The 22,853-nt window shown below is 71.2% G+C and carries 23 protein-coding genes; 11 read left to right on the top strand and 12 right to left on the bottom strand.

Features of this window, described 5'->3' with window-relative positions; all coding sequences use genetic code 11:
• Nucleotides 1–68 precede the first annotated feature (68 nt).
• Nucleotides 69–776: a hypothetical protein gene (locus tag D7Y21_RS26810; protein WP_120563462.1), complete on the top strand. Its 708-nt coding sequence runs from the start codon at nt 69–71 to the stop codon at nt 774–776.
• 81 nt (nt 777–857) lie between these two features.
• On the opposite strand, the gene D7Y21_RS26805 is transcribed toward D7Y21_RS26810, so the two are convergent.
• Nucleotides 858–1,793: an acyl-CoA dehydrogenase family protein gene (locus D7Y21_RS26805; protein ID WP_121716539.1), complete on the bottom strand. Its 936-nt coding sequence runs from the start codon at nt 1,791–1,793 to the stop codon at nt 858–860.
• A gap of 52 nt (nt 1,794–1,845) precedes the next feature.
• Nucleotides 1,846–2,514 carry an SET domain-containing protein gene (locus D7Y21_RS26800; RefSeq protein WP_120563745.1) on the bottom strand — a complete coding sequence of 223 codons (669 nt, stop codon included), beginning with the start codon at nt 2,512–2,514 and terminating at the stop codon, nt 1,846–1,848.
• 103 nt (nt 2,515–2,617) lie between these two features.
• Between D7Y21_RS26800 and D7Y21_RS26795 the strand changes: the two genes are divergently transcribed.
• The gene (locus D7Y21_RS26795) at nt 2,618–2,992 is read left to right on the top strand and encodes a DUF423 domain-containing protein (protein WP_120563464.1); all 375 of its coding nucleotides are present in this window, start codon (nt 2,618–2,620) and stop codon (nt 2,990–2,992) included.
• An 18-nt stretch (nt 2,993–3,010) separates the two neighbouring features.
• Here the strand turns inward: D7Y21_RS26795 and D7Y21_RS26790 are convergent, their stop codons facing one another.
• Nucleotides 3,011–3,319: a hypothetical protein gene (locus D7Y21_RS26790; RefSeq protein ID WP_120563465.1), complete on the bottom strand. Its 309-nt coding sequence runs from the start codon at nt 3,317–3,319 to the stop codon at nt 3,011–3,013.
• A 71-nt stretch (nt 3,320–3,390) separates the two neighbouring features.
• On the bottom strand, nt 3,391–4,650 hold the full coding sequence (locus D7Y21_RS26785; protein ID WP_121716537.1) for a glycosyltransferase 87 family protein: 1,260 nt from the start codon (nt 4,648–4,650) through the stop codon (nt 3,391–3,393).
• A 141-nt stretch (nt 4,651–4,791) separates the two neighbouring features.
• Between D7Y21_RS26785 and mug the strand changes: the two genes are divergently transcribed.
• A complete protein-coding gene (gene mug, locus D7Y21_RS26780) occupies nt 4,792–5,346 on the top strand; it encodes a G/U mismatch-specific DNA glycosylase (protein ID WP_304988569.1) in 555 nt (184 codons plus the stop codon).
• On the opposite strand, the gene D7Y21_RS26775 is transcribed toward mug, so the two are convergent.
• Nucleotides 5,347–6,180: a 3'(2'),5'-bisphosphate nucleotidase CysQ gene (locus D7Y21_RS26775; RefSeq protein WP_121716535.1), complete on the bottom strand. Its 834-nt coding sequence runs from the start codon at nt 6,178–6,180 to the stop codon at nt 5,347–5,349.
• A 168-nt stretch (nt 6,181–6,348) separates the two neighbouring features.
• Between D7Y21_RS26775 and D7Y21_RS26770 the strand changes: the two genes are divergently transcribed.
• Both D7Y21_RS26770 and D7Y21_RS26765 read left to right on the top strand, forming a co-directional pair.
• A complete protein-coding gene (locus D7Y21_RS26770; RefSeq protein ID WP_121716534.1) occupies nt 6,349–6,852 on the top strand; it encodes a DUF3592 domain-containing protein in 504 nt (167 codons plus the stop codon).
• Nucleotides 6,853–6,966: 114 nt separating this feature from the next.
• Nucleotides 6,967–7,455, top strand: coding sequence for a GNAT family N-acetyltransferase (locus tag D7Y21_RS26765; protein WP_121716533.1), 489 nt, complete (start codon nt 6,967–6,969; stop codon nt 7,453–7,455).
• On the opposite strand, the gene D7Y21_RS26760 is transcribed toward D7Y21_RS26765, so the two are convergent.
• The 3 genes from D7Y21_RS26760 to D7Y21_RS26750 form a co-directional block, all read right to left on the bottom strand.
• The gene (locus D7Y21_RS26760) at nt 7,450–8,607 is read right to left on the bottom strand and encodes a hypothetical protein (RefSeq protein ID WP_147469386.1); all 1,158 of its coding nucleotides are present in this window, start codon (nt 8,605–8,607) and stop codon (nt 7,450–7,452) included. The genes D7Y21_RS26765 and D7Y21_RS26760 overlap by 6 nt on opposite strands.
• Nucleotides 8,608–8,767: 160 nt before the next feature.
• The gene (locus D7Y21_RS26755; RefSeq protein ID WP_120563471.1) at nt 8,768–10,450 is read right to left on the bottom strand and encodes a glutamine--tRNA ligase/YqeY domain fusion protein; all 1,683 of its coding nucleotides are present in this window, start codon (nt 10,448–10,450) and stop codon (nt 8,768–8,770) included.
• A gap of 84 nt (nt 10,451–10,534) precedes the next feature.
• Nucleotides 10,535–11,641, bottom strand: coding sequence for a glycosyltransferase (locus D7Y21_RS26750; RefSeq protein WP_121716531.1), 1,107 nt, complete (start codon nt 11,639–11,641; stop codon nt 10,535–10,537).
• Between the two features lie 455 nt (nt 11,642–12,096).
• Here D7Y21_RS26750 and D7Y21_RS26745 point away from each other — a divergent pair, with 455 nt between their 5' ends.
• Nucleotides 12,097–12,996, top strand: coding sequence for an alpha/beta hydrolase (locus D7Y21_RS26745; protein WP_121716530.1), 900 nt, complete (start codon nt 12,097–12,099; stop codon nt 12,994–12,996).
• On the opposite strand, the gene D7Y21_RS26740 is transcribed toward D7Y21_RS26745, so the two are convergent.
• Entirely contained in the window at nt 12,983–13,795 is an 813-nt protein-coding gene (locus D7Y21_RS26740; RefSeq protein ID WP_120563474.1) for an arginyltransferase, read from the bottom strand. The genes D7Y21_RS26745 and D7Y21_RS26740 overlap by 14 nt on opposite strands.
• 177 nt (nt 13,796–13,972) lie before the next feature.
• On the opposite strand from D7Y21_RS26740, the gene D7Y21_RS42315 reads away from it, so the two are divergent.
• The 3 genes from D7Y21_RS42315 to D7Y21_RS26725 all read left to right on the top strand — a co-directional run bounded on the left by D7Y21_RS42315 (nt 13,973) and on the right by D7Y21_RS26725 (nt 16,709).
• Entirely contained in the window at nt 13,973–14,143 is a 171-nt protein-coding gene (locus D7Y21_RS42315) for a hypothetical protein (RefSeq protein ID WP_158619263.1), read from the top strand.
• Between the two features lie 243 nt (nt 14,144–14,386).
• A complete protein-coding gene (locus D7Y21_RS26730) occupies nt 14,387–15,238 on the top strand; it encodes a glycosyltransferase family 2 protein (protein ID WP_120563475.1) in 852 nt (283 codons plus the stop codon).
• Between the two features lie 25 nt (nt 15,239–15,263).
• Entirely contained in the window at nt 15,264–16,709 is a 1,446-nt protein-coding gene (locus D7Y21_RS26725; RefSeq protein WP_121716528.1) for a pyridoxal-dependent decarboxylase, read from the top strand.
• An 8-nt stretch (nt 16,710–16,717) separates the two neighbouring features.
• Here D7Y21_RS26725 and D7Y21_RS26720 read toward each other — a convergent pair whose 3' ends face one another.
• Together D7Y21_RS26720 and D7Y21_RS26715 are read right to left on the bottom strand one after the other, a co-directional pair.
• Nucleotides 16,718–18,037: a carbamoyl-phosphate synthase gene (locus tag D7Y21_RS26720; protein WP_199724305.1), complete on the bottom strand. Its 1,320-nt coding sequence runs from the start codon at nt 18,035–18,037 to the stop codon at nt 16,718–16,720.
• A 303-nt stretch (nt 18,038–18,340) separates the two neighbouring features.
• Entirely contained in the window at nt 18,341–19,159 is an 819-nt protein-coding gene (locus D7Y21_RS26715) for a class I SAM-dependent methyltransferase (protein WP_121716543.1), read from the bottom strand.
• 286 nt (nt 19,160–19,445) lie between these two features.
• Here D7Y21_RS26715 and D7Y21_RS26710 point away from each other — a divergent pair, with 286 nt between their 5' ends.
• Both D7Y21_RS26710 and D7Y21_RS26705 read left to right on the top strand, forming a co-directional pair.
• Nucleotides 19,446–20,054 (top strand): hypothetical protein, encoded by a 609-nt coding sequence (locus D7Y21_RS26710; protein WP_120563478.1) that lies wholly within the window; start codon nt 19,446–19,448, stop codon nt 20,052–20,054.
• A gap of 130 nt (nt 20,055–20,184) precedes the next feature.
• Nucleotides 20,185–21,177 carry a hypothetical protein gene (locus D7Y21_RS26705; protein WP_121716525.1) on the top strand — a complete coding sequence of 331 codons (993 nt, stop codon included), beginning with the start codon at nt 20,185–20,187 and terminating at the stop codon, nt 21,175–21,177.
• On the opposite strand, the gene D7Y21_RS26700 is transcribed toward D7Y21_RS26705, so the two are convergent.
• Entirely contained in the window at nt 21,132–22,724 is a 1,593-nt protein-coding gene (locus D7Y21_RS26700) for an MBL fold metallo-hydrolase (RefSeq protein WP_120563480.1), read from the bottom strand. The two genes, D7Y21_RS26705 and D7Y21_RS26700, sit on opposite strands and share 46 nt — an antisense overlap.
• Nucleotides 22,725–22,853: the final 129 nt, after the last annotated feature.

Genomic DNA, 22,853 nt, shown 5'->3' with positions numbered 1-22,853 from the left:
GCAAGGCAACTCCCCTGCTCTCCCGGCGATAATCCGGTACTCCGACATCCAGGGTAGAAGGTGCCTCCATGACGCAGATCCGCAACCGTCCCGCCGCCCCCTCCGTCGCTCCGGCCCGCACGCAGGCCCCGGCCGCTCAGCCCGCCCGGGCCAACCAGGTCACGGAGGCGTCACGCGCGGACGTGCTCAACCGCGCGGAGCTGGCGCGGACCCGCGCGACGATGGCGCCGGTGCAGGCGACGCCGGGTTCGTGGCGCGGGGGCGCGAACACGGAGGTGGGGCGCGCCATCCAGACCATGCGCCAGCGCCTGTCCGACGTGAACATCACCATCAAGGGTGACACGCCGCAGAGCCTGTTCGACCGGGCCATCCTGGACAACAAGCACGTCACCAACGAGCAGATTTTGGAGATGTCCCGGGTGACGCTGCCCCAGCTGGCCACGGATCCGAAGTCGCGCGCGAAGGTGCTGGAGCGCGTGCCCAACGCGCGCGAGCTGCCCGTGCACCACTTCACCGTGGCGATGCTGTCCGCGGTGACGGGCATCGACCGCGCGGCGCTGTCGGAGGCCTGTCCGGACCTGGGCCTCACGGGCGCGCCGAACACGCCGCTGCTCTACGCCGCCAAGACGGAGCGCATGCAGCGCTCCACCGCCCTGCACGACTTCACGGACTACATGCGCGGCGCGGGCGTGAAGGGCATGAACAAGGCCGTCTGGGGCGTGGAGAACCGCATCCTGTCCGCCGCCGTCTCCGCGCTGGGCGGCGGCCGGTACTGAAGTCACCCGTAGCACCCCAAGCCCGCGCGGTGGAGGAGGCCTTGAGCCCCCTCCCCTCGCGGGCTTCGCTTTGCCCGGGCGTCAGTCCTCGCCCGCGCCGCCGGCCAGCCGCTGCCGCGCGACCTCCAGCCGCTTCGCGCGCACCTTGGACGCCAGGTCGAGCAGGCGCCGGTCGCGCTGCCACCGCTCGCGCATCTCCACGTCCACGCCCTCCCAGGCCACCTCGCAGCGCTCCAGCGCGCGGTGCATCTGCGCGAGCGCTCCGCCCAGCGCCACGTGCACGGCCGGGTCGCTGGGGTCCTCCAACGCGAGCGCGTGGATCATCACCGCGACGGCGACCAACTCCTCGCGCAGCGCCACCGGCCAGCCGCACCGGCGGGCCACCTTCACCAGCCAGCCCAGCACCGCCAGGTTGACGTGGCAGTCCTCCACCGTGCGGAACGGCTTGAGGTAGCGGGTGTAGCCATCCCCGGGCAGCACGTCCTCCAGGTCCACCTCCACGCCGTCCAACCGCAGCGCCGCGTGCGGCACCTCCGGCACGAAGCCCAGCGGCGGCAGCGGCTCCACGGTCACCCCGGACGTGCGCGCGTCCAGCCGCACCATGCGCAGGCGGTTGCGCTCCTGGGCATCCCGGCCCTCGGAGGCGACCACCAGCAGCACCTCCGCGTGCGTGCCCAGCGTGACGTAGGTCTTCACGCCATCGAGCGTCCAGCCCGCGCCCTTCGGCGTGAGCTTCGTTTCGATGGCGCTCGGGTGCCCGCCGCCCGTCTCCGTGGCGCAGAGCGCGGCGCGCCGGTCCGCCGGGAGCTGGGGGAAGAGCGAGCGCAGCGCGGCCTGGTAGCCGGAGGAGAACGCGAACCCCATCCGGTCCATCCGGAAGCCGCTGGCGAGCGCCAGGTCCGCGGGCACCTGGAAGCGCGGCAGCACCGCGAGGTGCCGGCGCCACCAGGCCTCCACGGAGTCCAGCGCGGGAAAGTCAGGGGCCTCGGTGAGCAGGAAGCGCAGGACGTCTTTCACGCCTCCACTCTAATGCCCGGCTCCGGAGCGCGCGCGCTTCCGTTTGGGGGCTTCAGCCCGCGGCGCGGCGGCCACGGCCCGGAGACTTCGCGCGCTGGGTGCCCCGCTTCTTCTTCGCGGCGGCTGGCGGCGAGGCCTTCGACTTCTTGGCGGCCTTGGACTTGGAGGTCGCCTTGGACTTCGACGCGGCCTTGGACTTGGAGGTCGCCTTGGACTTGGAGGCGGCCTTCTTGCGCCGCGCGGGGGCCTTCTTCTCCGGGGCGAGGATGGTGCCCCGGCAGGAGGGCGTGCCGCAGCGGCAGACGTAGAGCGACTCGGCTTCGGCGTCCATCTCCGGGCTGCGCTCGTACGCGTAGTCGTACGTCAGCTCCTCCCCCGGTTCGATGGCGCGCAGCGCGTAGATGTGGATGTGGCCCTTGTCGATGAGCGACTGGCAGTTGGGCTCGCACGAGTGGTTGATGTAGCGCGACTCGTTGTGGAGGGTCCCCGCGTCCAGCACCGTGTCGTCGTCCAGGTTGAAGAGGAACGTGTGGTGGCGCTCCATCGACTCGTCGTCGTAGCGGGCGTCCGCCTCGGCCTGGGTGATGCGCTCACCGATGTACTCGATGATGCGCGCGCCCTTGCGGATGCGGCGGGTGGCGAAGGCGCCCGTGCCCTGGATGGGGGACTGGCGCAGCTCGAAGGGAATCGACGGGGTCGGCTGGAAGGAAGGGGAAGTCATCATCTGGGATGGGCGCGGCTGGGGCGGGTGCGTGTTCAACCAGGACGCTGCCGTGAGGCGCGGTGTAGCGTGCCGCAGTCAAGCGCGCGAAGAAAGGCACTCGATGATGCGGTGGTGGATCGTGGTGGGCGCGGTGAACGCTTTCCTGTCCGTGGCGGCGGGCGCCTTCGGGGCGCATGCGCTGAAGGCCCGGCTTCCCCAGGACCTGCTGGTCATCTTCGAAACCGGGGCGCGCTACCACATGTACCACGCGCTCGCGCTGGTGGCGGTGGGGCTGCTGGGCACGGTGCGCCCCTCCGCGCTCCTGGAGTCCGCAGGCTGGGCGATGCTCGCGGGCATCGTCCTCTTCTCCGGCAGCCTGTACGCGCTGGCCCTCTCCGGCGTGCGCGTGCTGGGCGCCATCACGCCGCTGGGCGGCCTGGGCTTCCTCGTGGGCTGGGCGCTCTTCGCCGTGGCCGCGTGGCGCACCTCACCGTGAAGCGGCGGACAGCCCGCGTCACTCCCGCAGCAGGGGCGGCAGCGGGTAGATGAGGTCCAGGTCGCGGTGGTTACGCAGGCCACAGGCCTCGCGCTGCACGGTGAGGTTCCAGCGCAGCCGCTCCGCTTCCTTCCAGAGCGCGCGGTACGCCGCGTAGCGCTCCACCCGCGCCACGCCATGCAGGGCGCGCAGCTCCTTCTCCGCCTTGGCCACCAGGGCGAGGGCGTCCTCCAGCTTGTCTCCGGAGCGGCGCAACCCGGAGGCGCGCTCGCGCTGGAACTCCGCCTCGATGGGCAGCAGGGCGTTGACGTTCACCGGACGGGCCATGCCTTCCTTGTAACCACGAGCCCCGGCCCTCGCATCGGCGCTCCGGTCCATGCCGGGCAGGCAACCGGGCCTCAGGGAGGCGGTGTCGGCGCGGGTGCGTCCTTCACCTCCGGAAGCACCGTGGCACCAGGGCGTCCCCACCGCCACGCGTCGCGGGCCCAGGCGAGCCCCGCGAAGAGCACCATCGCGTTGCGGGCGAGGAGCAGCAGCGTGAATGACGGCTGCCAGCCCGTGTTGTAGGTGCTGCCCGCGAAGAGCCCGCGCGTGATGGCGGCGGCCACCAGCAGCACGGCGGACGGCCACACCCTTCCGGAGAGCAGCGCGAGCGCGGCGGCCCCGGTGAGCCAGATGAGGTACTGCGGGCTCAGCACCGGGTTGAGGATGACGAAGGCCACGAGCGGCACCAGCGTCAGCCGGGCCCCGTCCTCGATGTGCACCGGAGGCCTGCGCCACGCGGCGAGCACGGACACCGCCACGGCCAGCAGCAGGCCCGCGACCCACACCTGCCGGGTGACAGCGCGGACCATTTCGGCATCCGCGCCGTGCAGCTCATAGGCGGCGGGAGCGTGGACCCACTGGACCTGGGCGAAGCCCATCAGGTGCGCGGCCCAGAGCAGGCCCGCGCTGAGAGCCTCCACCTGGAGGCCCCGCTCGACGTGGAAGGCCGCGAACCGCCACCACGGCCACACGAAGCTCAGCGGCACCAGCGGCAGCACGCCCGCGACGAGGCCGGTGATGAGGGCCCGCGTCGGCTTCGCGCCCCGGCGCCAGCACACGGCCAGGGCCAGCGGCACGAGCACGGCCGGGTACAGCTTGGTGACGGTGCCCACCGCGAGCGCCATACCCGCCCAGCCTTCGCGCCGGCGCATCAGGGCCACCACCGCGGCCAGCGCGAGCGCTGCGGGGATGAGGTCGTAGCGCTTGAGGTAGTGCACGCTCTGGAGCCAGCTGACGACGGAGTACGCCGCGAACGGCACCCACGCGCGCCAGGCCGTGCCCCACCGGCGCACGCCTTCGGACAGCAGCAGCCATTTGATGAACGCGTCGATGAGCGTGAGCTGGAGGCCGAACGCGAGGATGAAACCGCGCAGGTCGCCGCCCGCCCACGTCGCGGGCACGAACCACAGGAGCGCGTAGGGCGGGTATTCGAAGCGGAAGTCGCGGTTGGGGACCGCGCCGTCCAGGAACGCGCGGGCCGTCCGGAAGTACAGCGGCAGGTCGCCCTGGCGCGAGGAGAAGGCGTAGAGCGCGAGCGGCAACACGGCCACCGCGAGCGCTAGCCAGTGCCTGGGCGTCAGCCGCGAGGGCTCGGACGATGTCGATGCGGACACGGAGTGTCACTCTGCCTGCGCGGACCGGGCGCTGTCGCTGGGAAAGGCGTCCGTCCCCTTCCCTGCCCGGGCCACGCCCAGGCGCATGGACGTGCGAGGCGGCACCCGACCCGCTAGGTTCCGGCCTGGATTGCCCACCCCATGAAGCTCCACCGCCCCACGAAGGACGAGCTGTTCGCCGCCACCGGCCGCACCATGCCGGACCTGCTGGCCCCGGACCTGCGGGTGCTCTTCTGCGGCATCAACCCCAGCCTCTACTCCGCGGTGGTGGGCGTGCACTTCGCTCGGCCGGGCAACCGCTTCTGGCCGTCACTGCACGCAGCGGGCTTCACCCCGCGACTCCTGACGCCAGCGGAACAGGCGGAGCTGCTGACGCTGGGCCTGGGCATCACCAACGTGGTGGACCGGGCCACGGCGAGCGCGGACCAGCTGGGCGCGGCGGAGTACGCGGAAGGCGCGAAGTCGCTGGCGCGCAAGGTGGAGCGCTACCGTCCGAAGTACCTCGCGGTGCTGGGGCTGGGCGCGTACCGCACCGCCTTCTCGCGGCCGAAGGCGAGGTTCGGACCGCAGGAGGAGACGCTGGGCGAAGCGCGGCTGTGGGTGCTGCCCAATCCCAGCGGGCTCAACGCCAGCTACCAGCTCCCGGACCTCGCGCGGCTGTACGGCGAGCTGCGCCGCGCGGTCGAGCCGCGCTGACTACTTCAGCAGGCCGGCCTCGTGGGCCACCTGGGAAGCCACGGGCAACACCTTGTCGAAGGCGGCGGCGTTGCACGCGAGCAGGCCCCGGCGGTTCTGGAGCTCGGAGCCGTCGTACAGGTACGCGTTGCCCGCCAGGTCCGTGAGCACGCCGCCCGCGGAGCGGATGACGGCCTCCGGCGCGCAGTTGTCCCAGCGGTAGCTCTTGTCGCTCACGTGCACGTAGAGGTCGCAGCGGGCCTCCGCCAGCAGGCCGCACTTGAGCCCCACCGAACCGGACTCCGTCTCCTTCGTGATGCCCAGCCGCTGCACCACCGCGTCCGTCGTCTTCGAGCGGTGCGAGCGCGACACGACAAGCCGCAGCTGCGCCGGGTCCGCAACGTCCGACACGCGCAGCGCGCGGCGGCCCTGCGGGTCCTCCACGTAGCCCTGCTCGCCGACGATGCCGGAGTACAGGACGTCCCCCACCGCGCGGTAGACGACGCCCAGCGCCGCCCGGCCCTCCACGGCGAGGCCGATGTGGATGGCGAACTCGCCGTTGCGGTTCACGAACTCCTGCGTGCCGTCGAGCGGATCCACGAACCAGCAGCGGCTGAAGTGCTTCGCGTCGGAGGCGTCCTCGTTCTCCTCCGCCACCACGCCGTCCGCCGGGAAGGCCTTGCGCAGCTCGCCCACGATGAAGGCGTTGGCGCGCTCGTCCGCCACCGTGACGGGTCCGGCGCCTCCGGCCTTGTCCGTGACGGAGAAGTCCGTGGCGTAGACCTGCAGGAGGATGTCACCAGCCTGGCGGGCGATGCGCCGGGCCACTTCGAGCTCTTGGGCGAGTGCGGGCATGGAGGCCCGTGAGTCTACCGGGGCGAATTGCCCCCGTGGGGAAATCTGCCCCGCCTCGCGCCCCCATCCCTCCGGGGTGGAGGCCCTGGCCCGGGGGCTGCACTCCCCCAGGGGATTCGTCTTCTCCGCCCCGGGCAGCGCGGCGGGAGGCATGCAAGGACTCGAACGATGATGAAGTGGCTGATGGGGCTGGCCCTGCTGGGCATCGGCGTGGCGCTGGCGTTCGCGGGCGGCCGGATGGTGTACCGCTCGAAGGTGAGCAGGGACTGGCCCACCGTGCAGGGCACCGTGGTGAGCTCCCGCGTGGAGACCTTGCGCAGCAAGCGCGCGGTGAGCTTCCGCCCGGACGTGAGCTACCGCTACGAGGTGAACGGCATCCCGTACACCTCCGACACGGTGGCCTTCGACGGCCACGGCGCCGGCGGGCTCGCGGAGGCGCAGGCGGTGTCGCACCACTACGCGGCCGGCGCCCCGGTGACGCTGCACTACGAGCCGGAGGACCCGTCCGTGGCGTGCCTCCAGTGTGGCGACACGGGCCTCGTGAACTACGTGTTGGCGCTGGGAGGCGCGGTGTTCGCGCTCGTGGCCGCCTGGGGCCTGGTGGAGCTGGCCCGCTCCAGCCTGCGCGACGCCAGGGACGCCGCACCGCGGATGCGCGCGAAGGCCCGCTAGACGACGCAAGGCCGCCCGTCCGCGTGGCCGGCTGAGCATTTTCCCGAGGAAGCCTTCGACAGGCGCGGCCCACGATGCGCAACCTGGAGCGGACACCCGCTCCCTGGAGAACGCATGCCCGTCACCATCCGCCCCGCGAAGGACCCGGACGCGCCCGCGCTGGGCCGCATGGGCGCGGCGCTCGCGCGCCAGCACCACGGCTTCGACCCGCAGCGCTTCATGGTCCCGGACGACGTCGAGTCCGGCTACCGCTGGTGGCTGGGCAAGGAGGCGCGCCGTCCGCAGGAGGCCGTGGTGCTCGTGGCCGAGCTGGACGGCGAAGTGGTGGGCTACTGCTACGGCCGGATGGAGGGCGTGGACTGGAACATGCTCCTCGACAAGTGCGGCGCCCTGCACGACATCTGGGTGGAGGAGAAGGCGCGCGGCACCGGCACCGGCCAGCTGCTCGCGGAGGCCATGGTGCGGCGGCTCACGGAGATGGGAGCGCCGCGCGTCGTGCTCCACACCGCCGCGAAGAACGAAGCCGCGCAACGCCTGTTCGCACGGTTGGGCTGGCGTCCCACCATGGTGGAGATGACCCGCGAGACGCCGCCCCGCTCATAGCTTTCCGGTAGGCATCCGGCCCTGCTGGAAGGCCTCCACCTGCGCGGGCGTGAAGGGCGGTTGGTAGAGGACGCGGTCCTGTTGGCGCGAGCGGAACAGGTCCACGATGAGGTTCATCCGGTCCTTCACCGAGCCCCAGTCCCGCGCCGCGCTGCCCGCCGTGTCGTCCGGCGTCCGGTCCAACTGCTTCAGCAGGGCGCACAGCTCCGGGTGCTCCAGCCGCATCAGGTCCGGCGGGAAGTCCGCCGCGGCGGAGAGCGCCGGGATGTCCTCGCCCAGCCGCAGCGTCCGGTCCGGCAGCTCCATGGTCATCAACTCGCGCGTCATCAGCTCGCGCCAGCAGCGCTCCAGCCGGTCCGCCAGCGGCGTGAAGAGCGCGACCCGCCAGGGCTCCGGCATCCCGTGCCCGCGCGCCCGCAGCAGCTCCCGCAGGTGGTCCAGGAACAGCTCCTTCAGCGGCGCCCCCAGCGCCCCGACGATGGGCTCCTGCAGGCGCACCTGCTCGTGGTAGCCCACCAACGCGTTGGCCAGGAGCACGCGCTCCGCCCGGTCCTTGGTGCGCGTGAGGCCCAGGGCTTCGTGGTACGCGCGCACCGCGCGGATGAGCAACTCCTGCCCCCCGGACTCCAGCGGCCCCGGCTTCAGCACGGCCACCACGCGCTCCAGCGCGGCGGGGCTCTTCGCTCCAGGCCCGGTGAAGTGCTCCAGCATCGCCGTGTAGAGCGGTCCCAGCTCCTGGAACACCAGCAGGTTGCCTTGCGCGATGTGCTTCGACACCACGCTCATCACCGGGTCCATGGCGCGCGACAGCACGGTGGCCACGCCCGACGGCAGGCCCCACGACCCCAGCAGCCGGGCCTGCGTCACGCCAAGCCCGCGCATCACGGCCTCCGCGCGGGAGAGCATGTCCCGCTCCAGCACTGCCACCATCTCCTTGCGGATGAAGGTCCCCGCCGTCTTCGACGCCCAGGTGGAGAAGCCGCACCACGACTGATCCACCTCCCCCAGCACGCCCGCGAAGCACACCTTCAGCACGTGGTACGTGTGGGTGATGTGCAGGTTGCGCAGGGGCGCGTCCTGCATGCGGCCAATGGCCACCACCTCGGCTTGTGTCGGCGGAGGATGGGGGCGAGGCAACGGTTGGAGCATCATGGCGGGACGCGCTCCGGCGGAAAGAGGCGGAAGTGCCCCTTCCAGCCTGGAGCACCCGCTCCACGGCCCGCCATCACCCACCAGGGAGGGTTCGAAACGACGAAGCCCCAGGTGCTTCCACCCGGGGCCTCCGTGAAGCTTCAGCGGGGAGAGGAGCGCCCTACTTCTTCTGCTCCTTCACCCACGAGTCCTTCAGCGTCACCGTGCGGTTGAAGACGGGCGCGCCCGGCTTGGAGTCCACCGCGTCCGCGCAGAAGTAGCCCAGGCGCTCGAACTGGAAGCGGTCGCCCGGCTTCGCGTCCGCGAGCATCGGCTCCACGCGCGCGCCGGTGAGGGTCTCCAGGCTGTTCGGGTTGAGGAACTCCTTGAAGTCCTTGGTCTCGTCCTTGTCCGGCGACTCCACCGAGAAGAGCCGGTCGAACAGCCGCACCTGCGCCACGGGCGCGTTGCCCGGCACCCAGTGCAGCGTGCCCTTCACCTTGCGGCCGTCCGGCGAGTCGCCACCGCGCGTGGCCGGATCGTAGGTGCAGCGCAGCTCCGTGATGTTGCCCGCCGCGTCCTTGATGACCTTCTCGCACTTGATGAAGTACGCGGAGCGCAGGCGCACCTCCTTGCCCGGCGCCAGGCGGAAGAAGCCCTTCTCCGGCACCTCCTGGAAGTCGTCCGCCTCGATGTAGAGCTCGCGCATGAACGGCACCTTGCGCGTGCCCATGTCCTCGCGCTTCGGGTGGTTCGCCGTCTCCAGTTCCTCCGTCTGGCCCTCCGGGTAGTTCTCCAGCACCACCTTGAGCGGACGCAGGACGGCCATGGCGCGCGGCGCCGTCTCGTTGAGGTCGTCCCGGATGGACAGCTCCAGCACGCCCATGTCGATGAGGCTGTCGGACTTGCTCACGCCGATGCGCTTCGCGAAGTCGCGCAGCGACGCGGGCGTGTAGCCCCGGCGGCGCAGGCCGCTGATGGTCAGCATGCGCGGATCATCCCAGCCGGAGACGCGCTTCTCCTGCACCATCTGGAGCAGCTTGCGCTTGCTCATCACCGCGTAGGTGAGGTTCAGCCGCGCGAACTCGTACTGGTTGGGCCGGTCGCCTTTGATCAGCGCGTCGACGATCCAGTCGTACAGCACGCGCCGGTTCTCGAACTCCAGCGTACAGACGGAGTGCGTGATGCCCTCGATGGCGTCCGACAGACAGTGCGCGAAGTCGTAGAGCGGGTAGATGCACCACTTGTCGCCCGTGCGGTGGTGGTGCGCGTGCCGGATGCGGTAGATGGGCGGGTCGCGCAGCACGGGGTTCGACGACGTCATGTCGATTTTGGCGCGCAGCGTGTGCTTGCCGTCCGGGAACTCGCCCGCCTTCATCCGGCGGAACAGGTCCAGGTTCTCCTCCACCGTGCGCGTGCGGTACGGGCTGTCCTTGCCCGGCGTGGTGAAGTTGCCGCGGTACTGGGAAATCTCCTCCGGCGACAGGCTGCACACGTAGGCCTGGCCCTGCGAGATCAGCTGCTCCGCGAAGGCGTAGAGCCGGTCGAAGTAGTCGGACGCGAAGAAGCGCCGGTCGTCCCAGTCGAACCCGAGCCAGCGCACGTCGCGCTGGATGGACTCCACGTAGTCCGTGTCCTCGGTGAGCGGGTTGGTGTCGTCGAGGCGCAGGTTGCACTTGCCGCCATACTGCTGCGCCAGCCCGAAGTTCAGCGCGATGGCCTTGGCGTGGCCGATGTGGAGGTAGCCATTGGGCTCGGGCGGGAAGCGGGTGTGCACGCGTCCGCCGTGCTTTCCCGTCCGCCGGTCCTCCTCAACGACTTCCTGGAGGAAGTTGAGGCCCTGCGTCTCGTTCGTCGTCGTCATGATGGTGCGAATCCTCTTGGAAGCGGGACAAGGGGAGCAAGGTTTTCCTGACCCGTCCCCCCCACGCTCCGGGAGCCAGCCCGCTCAGACCTCGGCCAGCAACGACTCCCAGGCCTTGAGCGCCCGTTCGGCCGACAATTCGTCCGCCCGGTCCAGGGCCCGCTGGCGAAGCCCTTCGCGCCACTTCGCGTCCGTCACCACCCGCCCCAGGGCCTGGGCCATGGCGGCGTCGTCCCCCATGGGCACCAGCACCCCCGCCCGCCCCCCGTCCAGGGCCTCCGCGGGGCCGGAGGGGCAGTCCGTGCTGACGATGGGGCAGCCCAGCGCGAGCGCCTCCAGCATCACCATGGGCAGGCCCTCGAAGCGCGAGGACAGGGCGAACGCCGTGGCCCGCCGCATCAGCGCGTGCGGGTTCTCCGCGTAGCCCGGCATGAACACGGAAGACTCCACGCCCAGTTCCGCGACCAGCGCCTTGAGCTCCGCCTCCAGCGAGCCCACTCCCAGGATGAGCAGGTTCGTGTCCGTCCCGTCCGCCCGCATCCGGGCGTGCGCGCGGATGAGCATGTCGAAGGACTTCTGCGGCTCCAGCCGCCCCACCGCGATGATCACCGGCTTCTTGAACACCGGCACCGCCCACGCGGGCAGGGGAGCGTCCGCCGCGGCGCGAACGCGGTCCGCGTCGACGAAGTTGGGGATGACCTCCAGCCGGTCGCGGTCCACGTTCACCAGCTCCGCGAACGCCTTCGCGGAGTCGTAGCCGCACGCCACGATGCGGTCCATGCCCGGGTAGAGCACCTTCAGGCCCCAGAGCTGGCGCTTCGGCTGCTCCCGGTGGAACGCCCCCCAGTCGAAGTGCACCATCCCCAACACCGGCTTGCCCAGCAGGGCTCCCGCCATCCGCGCCAGCAGGGCCGCCCTGCCCTCCTGCCCGGAGACGATGATGTCCGCCTTGCGCGCTTCCTGGAAAAGCCGCCAGAGCATCCGCGGCAGCTCCCGGCGCCGGTAGGCCTCCACGCCCACGCCCCAGGAGATGGGCACGTCCGCGGGGATGCGCCCGCGGGTGTCCGGCGGCGGCGGCCCGTGGTGGAAGAACAACGAAGGGTCGAACCGCTCCCGGTCCAGGCCCGCCAACACGTTGCACACGGAGCGCTCGATGCCCCCCGTCCCCATGAAGACGAGCGTGAACAACACGCGCCGCCGCCGCCCTGGGGCCGGGACCGCGATCTCTTGCCGCGCCTGCAGTTCCAATGTCTGGGATTCCCGGTAAGAAGCGATTTTTTGCTCTCCCGCCCGGCGTACGAGTGTCCGGCGAGCCCACCCCTGGAGTTGGTCGCTGATCAATATCCCACGCACCGTGCGATAGGTAGCGAAGGTCACCCGTCGCCGCCACCCAGGAGACAGTTGCACGCCGGCCTGCCGGTGGATCTCCCGGGGGCGCCAACGCCATTTCGAAACAGCGGCCTTCACCGGCCCACTGATACATCGTTGAAACAGCCGCACTGCGTCCTGCCGGGCAAGCTCCAGCATTGACGCGTCAAGAGGCGCTTGGCGCGTCAGCGGGTGCGGTTCATTGCTTGGGGACTCAACGAGTCCGGGGGCCGACTGCCAGGAACTGGATTCCGGGTATAGGCTCACAATCCATCCTCGTGAAAAGCCCCATCCACCCCCGTCCCGCCCGTTTCATCGCGCTCGCCCTTCTGGGCGTGCTCGCGGTGGCGGCCTTCATCGCGTACCGCAATGTCCGCGCCGCACGCGCTGTCTTGCACCCCGCGCGCCAGCCTTTGAAGCCGGTGGCGGGAGGCGTGCTCGCGGAGCGCACGGACGTGGTGCTGCACACGCGGGACGGCCTGACGCTGCGCGGCTGGTACCTGCCATCGCATAACCGCGCGGCGGTGGTGGTGATGCACGGCTTCGCGGAGAACCGCACGCAGATGCTCTTCGAGGCGGAGGTGCTCTCACGCGCGGGCTATGGCGTGCTGCTCTTCGACTCGCGCGGCCACGGGGAGAGCGAGGGCGACCTGGTGACCTGGGGCGACCGCGAGCGCGAGGACCTGCGCGCGGCGGTGGACTTCGTCTCGCGCCGCGACGACGTGGATCCGTCCCGCCTGGGCGTGCTGGGCTTCTCCATGGGCGGCACCACCGCGATGCTGGCGGCCCTCGAGGACGAACGCCTCAAGGCGGTGGCCGCCGCGGGCGCGTACCCGTCGCTGGAGGCGGACACGCGCTACAGCTACGGCAGGTGGGGTCCGCTGAGCGCCCAGCCCGCGCTCTGGACCCTGCGCCTGTCCGGCGTGGACGTGGACGCGGTGGACCCCATGAAGCGCCTGTGTGATTTGAAGGGCCGGCCGCTGCTGCTGATCAACGGCGACGTCGACGAGTACGCACCCGCGTTCCTCCAGGACGCGCTCTTCCAGGCCGCGTGCGAACCCAAGTCCTACTGGGTGGTGCCCGGCGCGCACCACGGCGAGTACGCGAAGAAGGCCCCGGAGGAGTACGCGCACCACCTGCGCGACTTCTTCGACGCGGCGCTGCTCAGCGGCTCCTGACCACCACATCCGAGGGGCCCACCAGCTCCGGCGCGTCAGCCGCGGTTGCTGGCGCGTCAGCCGCCGCGACACGCCACTCGGGCGGCGCATCCAGCGCGGGGCGGCCCTCCAGCAGCTCATGCGGGCGGAAGCCGGCCTTGTAGCGCAGTGAGTCGCACGCCAGGACGCGGTAGCCCAGGTACACGTAGGGGATGCCCCGCTCGCGCGCCAGCTCCACCTGAAACAGCACGCTCGCCTTGCCCAGGGACAGCCGCGCGTAGGCCGGGTCGTAGAAGAAGTACACCGCGCTCCACGCGTGCGGCGTCTCGTCGCACAGGCCCAGCCCCACCAGCTTCGGGCCCGCCGGGTCGCTGTCGTCGTACCAGGCCACCTCGCGCGCGGACGGGTGCGGGAAGGCGAACTGGAGCGAATACTCGCGCGCCCCCAGCTCGGAGGACTCCCAGTCCCGGGACGACTCACGATCCGCGTGCCACGCGCGGTACAGCGTCAGGCGCTCCTCGTCCACGCGCGGCGGGCCTACCTCCACGCGCAGGTGCGCGCACGCGGCGCGGGCCCGGCGCTGGCTGCGGTTGGGCGTGAAGCCCGCCACCGGCACGCGCAGGGACACGCACTCGTGGCACGACGCGCAGGCGGGCCGGAAGTACTGCGGGCCGAAGCGGCGCCATCCGCGCACCAGCAGGTGCTCGTACTCCTGCGCCGTCACGTTGCGCATCAGCAGCGTCTCCAGGGACGCCTCCCGCCCCGGCAGATAGCTGCACGGGCGCGGATCTTCGATTTCGTGTGCCAGCAGGACGGCCATCGGTGTTCCCTTCCTGTCGGCCCCAGGCTCCGGCGTCAAGCCATGCCTGCCCGTCCGGCGACCCACCTTTCGTCGGAAACGACCCGCCGGTGCGGGCCGTTCCGTATCCAGGAAGTGGCACAACGGCTGCAAGTCACCGACTGAAGCCGTACCACTTGCGGAAGAGGACGAACGCACATGGCCCGCGAGGAACTGCATCCCGGATGGCTGCCGCTGGACCCCGACGAGGCGGACGGCCCCCTCTCGGGCGACGCCTTCTTCGAGGAGGATGACGCCTTCCACTCCGCCGCCGGAGCCGACGTCGTGGACGACCTGGACGCCTTCGATTTCGCCGTCGCCAGCTACTGAAAAACCCGTGGCCAGGGGGCCACGGTGTGGCAGCCCTGTCGCGATCCGACCGTGATTTTTTCCGGTCCGCCCCCTGCCGGGGCCGTAGAAACTTCCGAGAAACCGGGAGACGGCCTCCCGCGTTCGCTTCCCCGGACAGCGGGCGGGTAACACCCGACACAGGGGCCGGGGCGCAATGCCCCACGCGCGGAGGGCCCGGCTGGCTTCTCAGTCGTGGGGCCCCACCGGTATAAACCGGGGCCTATGTCATCCGTCGACGTCTCAGTGGTGATGCCCACGTACAAGCGCGAGAAGGACGTGGTGGAGGCCATCCACTCCGCGCTGCGTCAAGAAGGCGTCCAGGTGGAGGTGATCGTCCTGGATGACTCCGCGGAGGGCACGGCCCGGGACGCGGTGCAGGGCATTGGTGATGCCCGCGTGCGTTACTTCAAGCAGGAGGTGCCGTCCAAGGGGCGCCCCGCGCTGGTGCGCAACCACGGCGCCACGCTGGCGAAGGGCCGCTACCTGCACTTCCTGGACGACGACGACATGCTCGCCGAAGGGGCGCTCAAGGCCATGGTGTCGGCGCTGGACGCGCGGCCGGACGCGGGCGTCGCGGTGGGCTGGGTGGTGCCCTTCAGCGAGGACCCGGAGTGGCTGGAGGACAAGAGCACCTACTTCGAGCGCGTGGCGCAGGTGGGGGCCACCACGCCCAACAGTGCGTGGACGGTGGCGCACATCCTGTTCCTGGGCACGCTGTACGTGAACTCCGCGTGCATGGTGCGCCGCGAATACTTCCAGCCCCTGGGCGGGTTCGATCCGAACATCCCCGTCTACGAGGACGTGGACTTCTACATGCGCGGCATCCGCCGCTATGGCCACGTCTACGTGAACCGGCCCATCCTCAACTACCGGGTGGGCAAGCCGTCGCTGATGAACGACCTGGGCAAGACAGGCGCGAAGGTGGAGAAGTCCGTGGCGGAGTCCAACGCCATCATCCACAACAAGTACCGGCGCGAGCACGGCGAGCTGGAGTACCGGCTCCTGCAGATGGCCACGCGCGCGCTCAAGGGCCGCTTCGGCCTCACGCGCTACCTCCCCCTCAAGCTGCCGTAAGCGATTCCTGAAAGGGCCTCTCCCCGTGAGCCTGCGTCGTCGCCTCGTTGGAACCGCCAAGCGCCAGTTGAAGCAGACCCTGGGGCCCGTCGTGCAGCGCGCGATGGCCCCCGCGCGCGCCTTCCTCCCCCCGGAGACGTGGGGCCTGGAGTCCCGCGGCGGCCAGGGCCTCTTCCTGGAGGGCGTGTCGCTGTCCCAGCTGGCCCATGAGTACGGCTCGCCGCTGCACGTGGTGCACCTGGCGGCGCTGCACCGCAACGCGGACGCGTTCCAGGCGGTGCCCCCGGGCGCGGCGGGCGGCTGCGAGGTGTATTACTCGTACAAGACCAACCCCGTGCCGGGCGTGCTGTCCGCGCTGCACGCGCGCGGCGTGGGCGCGGAAGTGATTTCCGCCTATGAGCTCTGGCTCGCGCTCAAGCTGGGCGTGGCGCCGGAGCGCATCGTCTACAACGGCCCGGTGAAGTCGGACGCGTCCATCCGCGAGTCCATCACCCGGGGCATCGGCCTGCTGGCCGCGAACCACCGCGAGGAGCTGGACGTCTTCTCACGCCACGCGGCGGAGCTGGGCAAGCGCCCGCGCGTGGCCGTGCGGGTGACGACGATGTCGGGCTGGACGTCGCAGTTCGGCACGCCCATCGCGGGAGGCCAGGCGATGGCGGCGTACCGGCAGGCGATGGCCTGCGGGAACCTGGACGTGGTGGGCCTGCACGCGCACCGGGGCGAGCTGATCCGCACGGAAGCGGAGCTGGAGGGCTTCGTCGGCGCGGTGCTGGACTTCGCGGACGAGCTGCACCGCGAGCTGGGGTTGGACCTGGAGGTGCTGGACCTGGGCGGCAGCCTCTGCACGCCGACGGTGGAGCACATCGAGCAGCGGGACTGGCGGCTCAACCTCACCTTCCAGCGCGACCTGCCCGCGCCGGACTTCGCGGCGGCGCTCTCCATCGAGCGGTACGTGGCGAAGGTGGTGGCCCAGGTGGAGGCGCACTACGCGAAGAAGGGCCGCAAGCGCCCGCGCATCTTCCTGGAGCCGGGCCGCGCGATGACGGGCAACACGCAGCTCCTGCTGGGCCGCGTGCATGCTCTCAAGGATGGCGGCGAGCGGACGTGGGCGGTGCTCGACATGGGCATCAACCACGCCGAATGCGTGCGCAACGAGTACCACCAGCTCTTCCACGTGGAGCAGCCGGCCGCGCCCGCGCACCGGGCGTACACGGTGGTGGGCCCCATCTGCACCCCGGCGGACACGCTGTACCACGCGGTGCGGCTGCCGGAGCTGAAGGTGGGCGACACGCTGGCCATCATGGACGCGGGCGCGTACTTCGTGCCCTTCGGCACGTCCTTCTCCTTCCCGCAGCCGGCCATCGTGGGCGTGGAGGGAGGGAAGGTGCGGCGCCTGCGCCGCGCGGAGACGCACGAGGACCTGATCACCTTCGATGATCCGGTGCCCGCGGCCCCTCGCGCCGCGGGCTGACGGCCCTTCTAGCGGTTGAAGACCATCATCCGCAGGAAGGCGCGGGGGTGGCGCGCGGCCCCGTAGGAGATGGTGGCCAGCTCCACCGCCGCGGGCATCATGTCGTCCCGGTCGATGAGCGGATCCACCGCCGTCGCCTTGTGGGTGTTGAACCACTGCCGCCACTGCCGGGCCTCGTCCGCCGGCAGCGCGCCGGACAGCCGCTGGAGGTTGAGCAGCATCTCCAGCGCGATGCGGTTGCAGAACACCGCGTCCTCGTGCGCGGCGCTGGCGTCGCGTGCGTCCTCCACCGCGCGCTTGAGCGCGTCCCGGTCCCCGGTGGCCGCGTGGTACGCGAGCAGCGGCAGGGGCAGCCCCCGCGCGATGTCGAAGCCCATCTGCCCGTAGAAGCGCGGGTTGAAGTCGATGAGGAGGTACGAGTCCTTCGTCTGGATGAACTCCACCTCGAAGACGCCGTGGTAGCCCAGCTTCTTGCACAGCCGGGTGAGGCCCGCGACCAGGTCCGGGCGCAGCGGCGAGGACTCGAAGCAGACACCCACGCCCAGGCGGCGCGGACGCTGGAGGACCTTCATCGCGGCGCGGGCCTCGAAGAGCTCGCCGGACTCATCCACGAAGCCGGAGAGGCTGTAGATGCCCTCAGCGGCCTCCGGGTGGAACTCCTGCACCATGGGGTTCACCACGGCCGGGTCGAACTTCACGAGCATGGGCGCGTAGGTGTCCCGCGCGAACTCGCGGTACTCGCGCGCCAGGTCGTCCGGCGAGGACACCGGCTGGCCCTTGCGGTGCGTGGCGTGGAGGATCTGCGTGGTGGGCTTGAGCAGCACCGGGAAGTTCGCCTCGCGGCGCACCTGCTCCAGGTCCTCTTCCGACTGGGGGAACCAGGTGCGCGGCAGGTGCAGGCCCACCTCCGTGCCCACTTCGTAGAGGCGGCGCTTGTTGAGCAGGCCATACACCGCGTCCACGCCCGGGTCGTAGAGGTGGAAGAGGTCCTCCAGCTTGGAGCGGTGCGCGGAGATGAGCCACGCCAGCTCGTCGCTCGTCGGGTAGAGCACGTGCTTGACGGGCTCGCGCAGGCCGAAGTCCACCAGCCACTGGAGGAAGGCCTCCGGCTGGGACTCCGGCGGGCACTGCACGCGGCGGCTGACGAAGCGCGAGTAGCTGGCCGGCCCCAAACGGCCGGTGTCCGCCACCGTCACGTCCACGCCGTGGCGGCCCAGACAGCGGGCGGCGGCCAGGGTGCCGTAGAAGTTGGCGGAGAACAGCAACGCGGGGGGCCGGGCCGCGATGACGGCCGCGGGGGCCTCATCGGAGTAGGCGGCCTCTTCCATCTCTTGCTCCAGTTTCGCGGGGTCGGCCTCGCGGCGCGCGCGCGCGGAGGAACGACGGGATTGGCGGTGGGGACGCTGCGCGAGACGACCCCCTCCAAGCTCGGAGGTCGACGGGCCGGCGGCGGACGAGGTGCTTGCCATCAGCCCCGCGGCGAGAAGCGTCAGAAGGTGCCTGTTCATGTCGAGCCGTCTGCCTCTGGCGAATCGGGGGGCCGCCGGAAGCTGAATTCCCGACAGAATACCTTTTCCAGCGGCGCTTGGGACCGGCACCCGCATGATTGCACCCCCAAGGAGTGAGCGGGCTCAGGCCGGAGTGCCACCGGGCGGGCTCCAGCGCAGGAATCCTTGGGTCAAGAGCCACGCGTCGGTGGCGACCCCTGGGGTCGTTCTCGCGAGGCGCACGGCGGACTCTGAGAAGGCGTCCGGGGGCGAGGTGTGTCCTTGCGCGCGCGCGGCCTTCCATGCCGCATCCCACGCCTGGAAGAAGGCGTGCATGGGGTCGCCAGGGCGGACGCGGCGGCGCAAGTCGCGGGGCAGCCAGTCGCGCAGGAGCAGCGGCGCGAAGCCCCGGGAGAAGTCGGTGTGGAAGAGGAGGCCCTCGCGCGCGGGGGCTTCCGTTTCCGGCGTCCGGCGCAGCAGGTGGGCCACCAGCACCGCGCCGTCCGTGTCGGAGGAGCCTTCCACCAGGAGCCCGCCGGGCAGCAGGTGCCGCGACATCGCGCGGTGGGCCTCCGGGATGCGCTCCGGCGCTCCCTGGCGCAGGAGGTTCATGGCGCGCACCATGCGGGCGGGTTCGTCCGGTGACAGCGGGAGCGCGAAGCCGCCCTCGCGGAAGTGCGTGCGCGCATCCGCGTGGTTTCGCGCGGCGGCCGTGGCGCGCTCGGGGTCCAGCTCCACGCCCACCACGGGCAGCTCCGGGTTCAACGCGCGCAAGGCGGCGGCGCTCTCCAGCGTGGTCCACGGGTGCTCACCGAAGCCCACGTCCACGAAGGCGGCGAGGGCCCAGGGGCCATCGTCACGCGTGAGCAACGGGGCCTCGAACTGGCACAGGTACGCGTCCAGTGCGCGCAGACGCCCCCGCGCGGTCCTCCCCCGGGTGCGGGTATCCAGCTCCTGAGCCATGGGCACGACTTCGGCGCTCCGGGCAGGGGACGTCAAGGACTCCTCGCCGGTTGTAGCGCGGGACGTCATTGTCGGGCCCGCGCCGTAACACGTCATGTCACAGCCATTGTCTCAAACATTGTTACAGCCGGGGGTTTCCCCTCTGGAGCCGGGTGGAACGCGGCTGTGAAAGGGATTGGCATCGCTACTGCACAAGGGAGCCGCCGGTGTCGGAGTCCGTGACATCCGTGACCGCAGTCCCCTCCAAGAGATTGGTTCCCCGTCCCCCATGATTACCTCCCGCTTCATGCGCTCCTCCCTCGTTGCCGCCCTCCTCCTCTCCGGCTCCGCCTTCGCGGGCGAGTCCCGGTACGCGTCGGCCGCCGCGGCCGCCTGCACCGAGCTCAAGACCGAGTTGGTGCAGGGCGCGAAGGAGCAGGGCGTCGCGCTCAACGAGGAGGAGATCGGCACCCTCACGACGGACAAGGCCACCGTCGTGGCGACGAGCATCGCGGGCTACGAGAAGGTCCCCGCCACGGAGTACGAGAAGGGCGTGGACGCGGCCTTCGTCTACATCGACGCCGAGGAGGCGGGCATCCCGGCGGGCCACTACCGGGTGAACGTCCGCGCCAGGCCGGAAGACATCCAGGTGGGCAAGTACAAGGCCATCGCCACCCTCATCGACAAGGACGGCAAGGAGGTCGCGCAGCGCGCGACGGTCATCGAGACCTTCCCCTCGGCGGTGAAGTCCGCGCGCTACGGCTCGCCGATGAGCGTGGGCATCCAGCAGCAGACCATCAACGACTGGAACCTCACGCGCTTCCGCAAGACGATCATCGTCGTCATCGTGCACTCGTGGGGCGTCACGGTCATCGACCTGTTCGGCACGGACTACAGCAGCTACTACGGCTTCTAGTCCCGCGCTCCGCCGCCGGGAGCCTCGTGGGTTCCCGGCGGTGCGATTTTCGTCCCATCCGCGGCGCACCTAGAGTGCAGGGCTTGTGAGCCCCTCGTCCGCGTCCTGTCCCCGCTGTGGCGCCCCCCGCGTGACGGGGCCCGAGTGCCCGGCGTGCGGCGTCATCTACCTGCGAGCCGAAGTACGCGCCGCCACCCGTCAGGCCGAGGCCCGTGACCGCGAGGCCCGCGAGGCGGCCCAGCGGGAAGCCGAGGACCAGCGGGCCGCCCTGCGCGAGGCGCTGGAAGCCCACACCGTCCCCACGTTCGTCTCGCCCCTGGTGGCGGCGCAGCCCACGCCGGAGGCGGCCACGGAGGGCATCACCTTCCACCCGGACGAGGGGCTGAGCGACGGTGCCCTGGAGGCGCGGCTGCGGCTGGCGGTGCTTCCCGTGGCGCTCGTCGGAGCGTGGTTCGCGGTCCAGTCGCCCTTCTTCCACTTCCTGATGCGCACCTTCCTCACCATGCCGGTGCATGAGCTGGGGCACGCCGTCACCGCCTGGTTCTGCGGCTACACCGCCACGCCCACGTTCTGGGTGACCCACGTGTCGCAGGAGCGCTCGACGTCCATGGTCATCCTGCTGTCGGGCCTGCTGGGCGCGCTCGTGTGGCAGGGCTGGAAGCGCCGCCGGTGGGCGTGGATGGGCGTGGGCGTGGTGCTGCTCGCGGCGCTCGGGGCGGGCAGGTTCGGCCTCACCCCTACCCAGGCCCGCGCCCTCATCTACTTCGGCGGCGACGCGGGCCGGATGGTGCTGGGCACCCTGCTGATGGCCACGTTCTTCGTGCCGCCGGGCCACTACCTCCACCGGCATCAACTGCGCTGGGGCTTCGTCGTCATCGGCGCGGCGGCGCTCATGGACAGCTTCGAGACGTGGTGGTCGGCCCGCACGAACGTGGACCGCATCCCCTTCGGCCGCGTCGAAGGCGCGGGCCTCAGCGACCCCAGCGCCCTGGTGGACGTGTACGGATGGAACGTCAGCCGCGTCATCCACTGGAACGTGAACGTGGGCCTCGCGTGCCTCGCCGTGCTGGCCGCGCTCTACCTCGTCTCCCTCTGGCGTGTCCGCGACGTGCTGCGCGGCTGAGGCGCGGCCTCGCGCCAGTTGCCGAACGGCCACTCGAAGCCCGGCGTGCTCAGCACCTCCGGCTTCCGCGCGCCCCGCCAGCGCAGGGCCTCGCCGGGCCGCAGGAGGAGCGCCTCGGGCCCCTCGCCCCGAGCCTTGCGCACCTCGGCCAGCCGCTCCGGATACGGGTCCGCGTCCGGGTTCTCGTCCATGTTGCTCGCGCCCTCGACGGGCTCGCCCGGATAGCCGTCGTAGCGAGGCCCCATGCCCTCGCGCCAGTACCAGGGGGCGCCGCCGTCCGCGCAGGGCACCACGTAGCGGGCGCCCAGGAGCGCGCCGTAGCGCAGCGCCTCCTCCGGGCCCGCCATCAGGCGCTGCGGCGTGGTGAGCGCGTCGCGCGGCACGTTGACGAGGAACGCGTCCAGCGTGGTGAAGCCGAAGAAGATGGGCGGCAGCCGGAAGCCGCGCACGCCGCAGAAGAGCACGTCCACCGGGCCCTGCTGCTTGCGCACGCGGCGGCACACCGCGGCCATGTCCCCGCGCACGTCATGGCCCGCGTCCGCGAAGAAGGCGGCGGAGAAGTCCTTCGAGCGCACGAGCCACGTGTTGCCCTCGTTGTAGAGGTCCGGGTGGGGCCCCTCGCCGTCGGTGGGCTGCTCGCCGTGGAAGGGCAGCGCGTGCACCGTCACGTCGCCCACCTGCCGCGTCTCGCCCCAGCGAAGGGGCTCCACGTGCGTGAAGCCCAGCTGCTTCAGCCGCAGCGCGCAGTCCGTGGAGAAGAGGCTTTCGCGCGCCACCGCCGGCACGAAGATGCGCGTGTCGCGAGGCAGGGGCAGCAGCGAGCCCAGGTGGAAGTGGTCCCCGTGCGAATGGGTGATGACCACCGCGTCCACCCGGCCCAGGTCCGACGCCTGCAACGCGCCATAGCCGGGCAGGTCCGCTTCGCCCGTGGGGCGGAAGTACGGATCCACCAGCACGCGCCCTTCCCTGCCCGACACCAGCACCGTGTTGTGCCCCACGAAGAGGGCCCCTGGTCCCGGCACGTCCACCGGCCCCATGTGGCGCACGAGCCAGCCGGCCTGCGACAGGTCGCCGAGCAGCTCGCCCACGACGGGCACGGTGGCCAGCGCGCGCAGCTCCTCCCGGGTCGCGCCACGAGCGAGCGACGCGAACAGGTCCGCCACCACGGGCCAGTCCTTCGCGCGCACCGGCACGTCCAGCCCCAGTGAGTCCTGGCGCAGGTGCAGCACGCGCGGGCGGTGGCGCAGCGGATCCGGGAAGAGGACGTCCTCGCGGAGCACTCGCCGGCCCATGCGCCGCTTCGTGCCCTGGCAGAGCGCGGCGTAGCGAGGCGTGTCCTCCAGCCAGCGGATGAGCGCGTCCGCTTCGCGCAGGGCACCCTCGCGGCCCAGCGCGGCGATGTGGCGCTTCAGCGGCACCTGCGCGCGGCGCACGGGGCGCGCGGTGGGCCCCTGGATGCTGCACCCCAGGTCCTCGTGATGGTCGGCCTCCGTGCGGGCGGAGGCGAGGACGGCCAGGCTGACGCCGCGGTGCAGGGTGAGTCGCATGCGTGCGACGTCGCATGGCGCCCTGCCCTTCGCAAGGGCTTGCGCTTGCGACCGGCCGCCGGGCTGCCCGCGACCTCGCGGGTTGTGGGCGCCCCATGGGGCCGGTACCCTCCCCCGCACCCATGGCCC

This window comes from Corallococcus sp. AB045 (assembly GCF_003668895.1).
Lineage (GTDB): Bacteria > Myxococcota > Myxococcia > Myxococcales > Myxococcaceae > Corallococcus > Corallococcus coralloides.
The sequence above is the reverse complement of the archived record's forward strand: the minus strand, read 5'-3'. Positions and strand labels throughout refer to the sequence as shown.

Bases quoted from the DNA above. Each gene is read 5' to 3' on its own strand.
- D7Y21_RS26810 (WP_120563462.1), top strand. From the start codon at position 69: ATGACGCAGATCCGCAACCGTCCCGCCGCCCCCTCCGTCGCTCCGGCC.
- D7Y21_RS26800 (WP_120563745.1), bottom strand. From the start codon at position 2,514: ATGACTTCCCCTTCCTTCCAGCCGACCCCGTCGATTCCCTTCGAGCTG.
- D7Y21_RS26795 (WP_120563464.1), top strand. From the start codon at position 2,618: ATGATGCGGTGGTGGATCGTGGTGGGCGCGGTGAACGCTTTCCTGTCC.
- D7Y21_RS26790 (WP_120563465.1), bottom strand. From the start codon at position 3,319: ATGGCCCGTCCGGTGAACGTCAACGCCCTGCTGCCCATCGAGGCGGAG.
- mug (WP_304988569.1), top strand. From the start codon at position 4,792: ATGAAGCTCCACCGCCCCACGAAGGACGAGCTGTTCGCCGCCACCGGC.
- D7Y21_RS26775 (WP_121716535.1), bottom strand. From the start codon at position 6,180: ATGCCCGCACTCGCCCAAGAGCTCGAAGTGGCCCGGCGCATCGCCCGC.
- D7Y21_RS26770 (WP_121716534.1), top strand. From the start codon at position 6,349: ATGATGAAGTGGCTGATGGGGCTGGCCCTGCTGGGCATCGGCGTGGCG.
- D7Y21_RS26765 (WP_121716533.1), top strand. From the start codon at position 6,967: ATGCCCGTCACCATCCGCCCCGCGAAGGACCCGGACGCGCCCGCGCTG.
- D7Y21_RS26760 (WP_147469386.1), bottom strand. From the start codon at position 8,607: ATGATGCTCCAACCGTTGCCTCGCCCCCATCCTCCGCCGACACAAGCC.
- D7Y21_RS26755 (WP_120563471.1), bottom strand. From the start codon at position 10,450: ATGACGACGACGAACGAGACGCAGGGCCTCAACTTCCTCCAGGAAGTC.
- D7Y21_RS26740 (WP_120563474.1), bottom strand. From the start codon at position 13,795: ATGGCCGTCCTGCTGGCACACGAAATCGAAGATCCGCGCCCGTGCAGC.
- D7Y21_RS42315 (WP_158619263.1), top strand. From the start codon at position 13,973: ATGGCCCGCGAGGAACTGCATCCCGGATGGCTGCCGCTGGACCCCGAC.
- D7Y21_RS26730 (WP_120563475.1), top strand. From the start codon at position 14,387: ATGTCATCCGTCGACGTCTCAGTGGTGATGCCCACGTACAAGCGCGAG.
- D7Y21_RS26720 (WP_199724305.1), bottom strand. From the start codon at position 18,037: ATGGAAGAGGCCGCCTACTCCGATGAGGCCCCCGCGGCCGTCATCGCG.
- D7Y21_RS26715 (WP_121716543.1), bottom strand. From the start codon at position 19,159: ATGGCTCAGGAGCTGGATACCCGCACCCGGGGGAGGACCGCGCGGGGG.
- D7Y21_RS26710 (WP_120563478.1), top strand. From the start codon at position 19,446: ATGCGCTCCTCCCTCGTTGCCGCCCTCCTCCTCTCCGGCTCCGCCTTC.
- D7Y21_RS26700 (WP_120563480.1), bottom strand. From the start codon at position 22,724: ATGCGACTCACCCTGCACCGCGGCGTCAGCCTGGCCGTCCTCGCCTCC.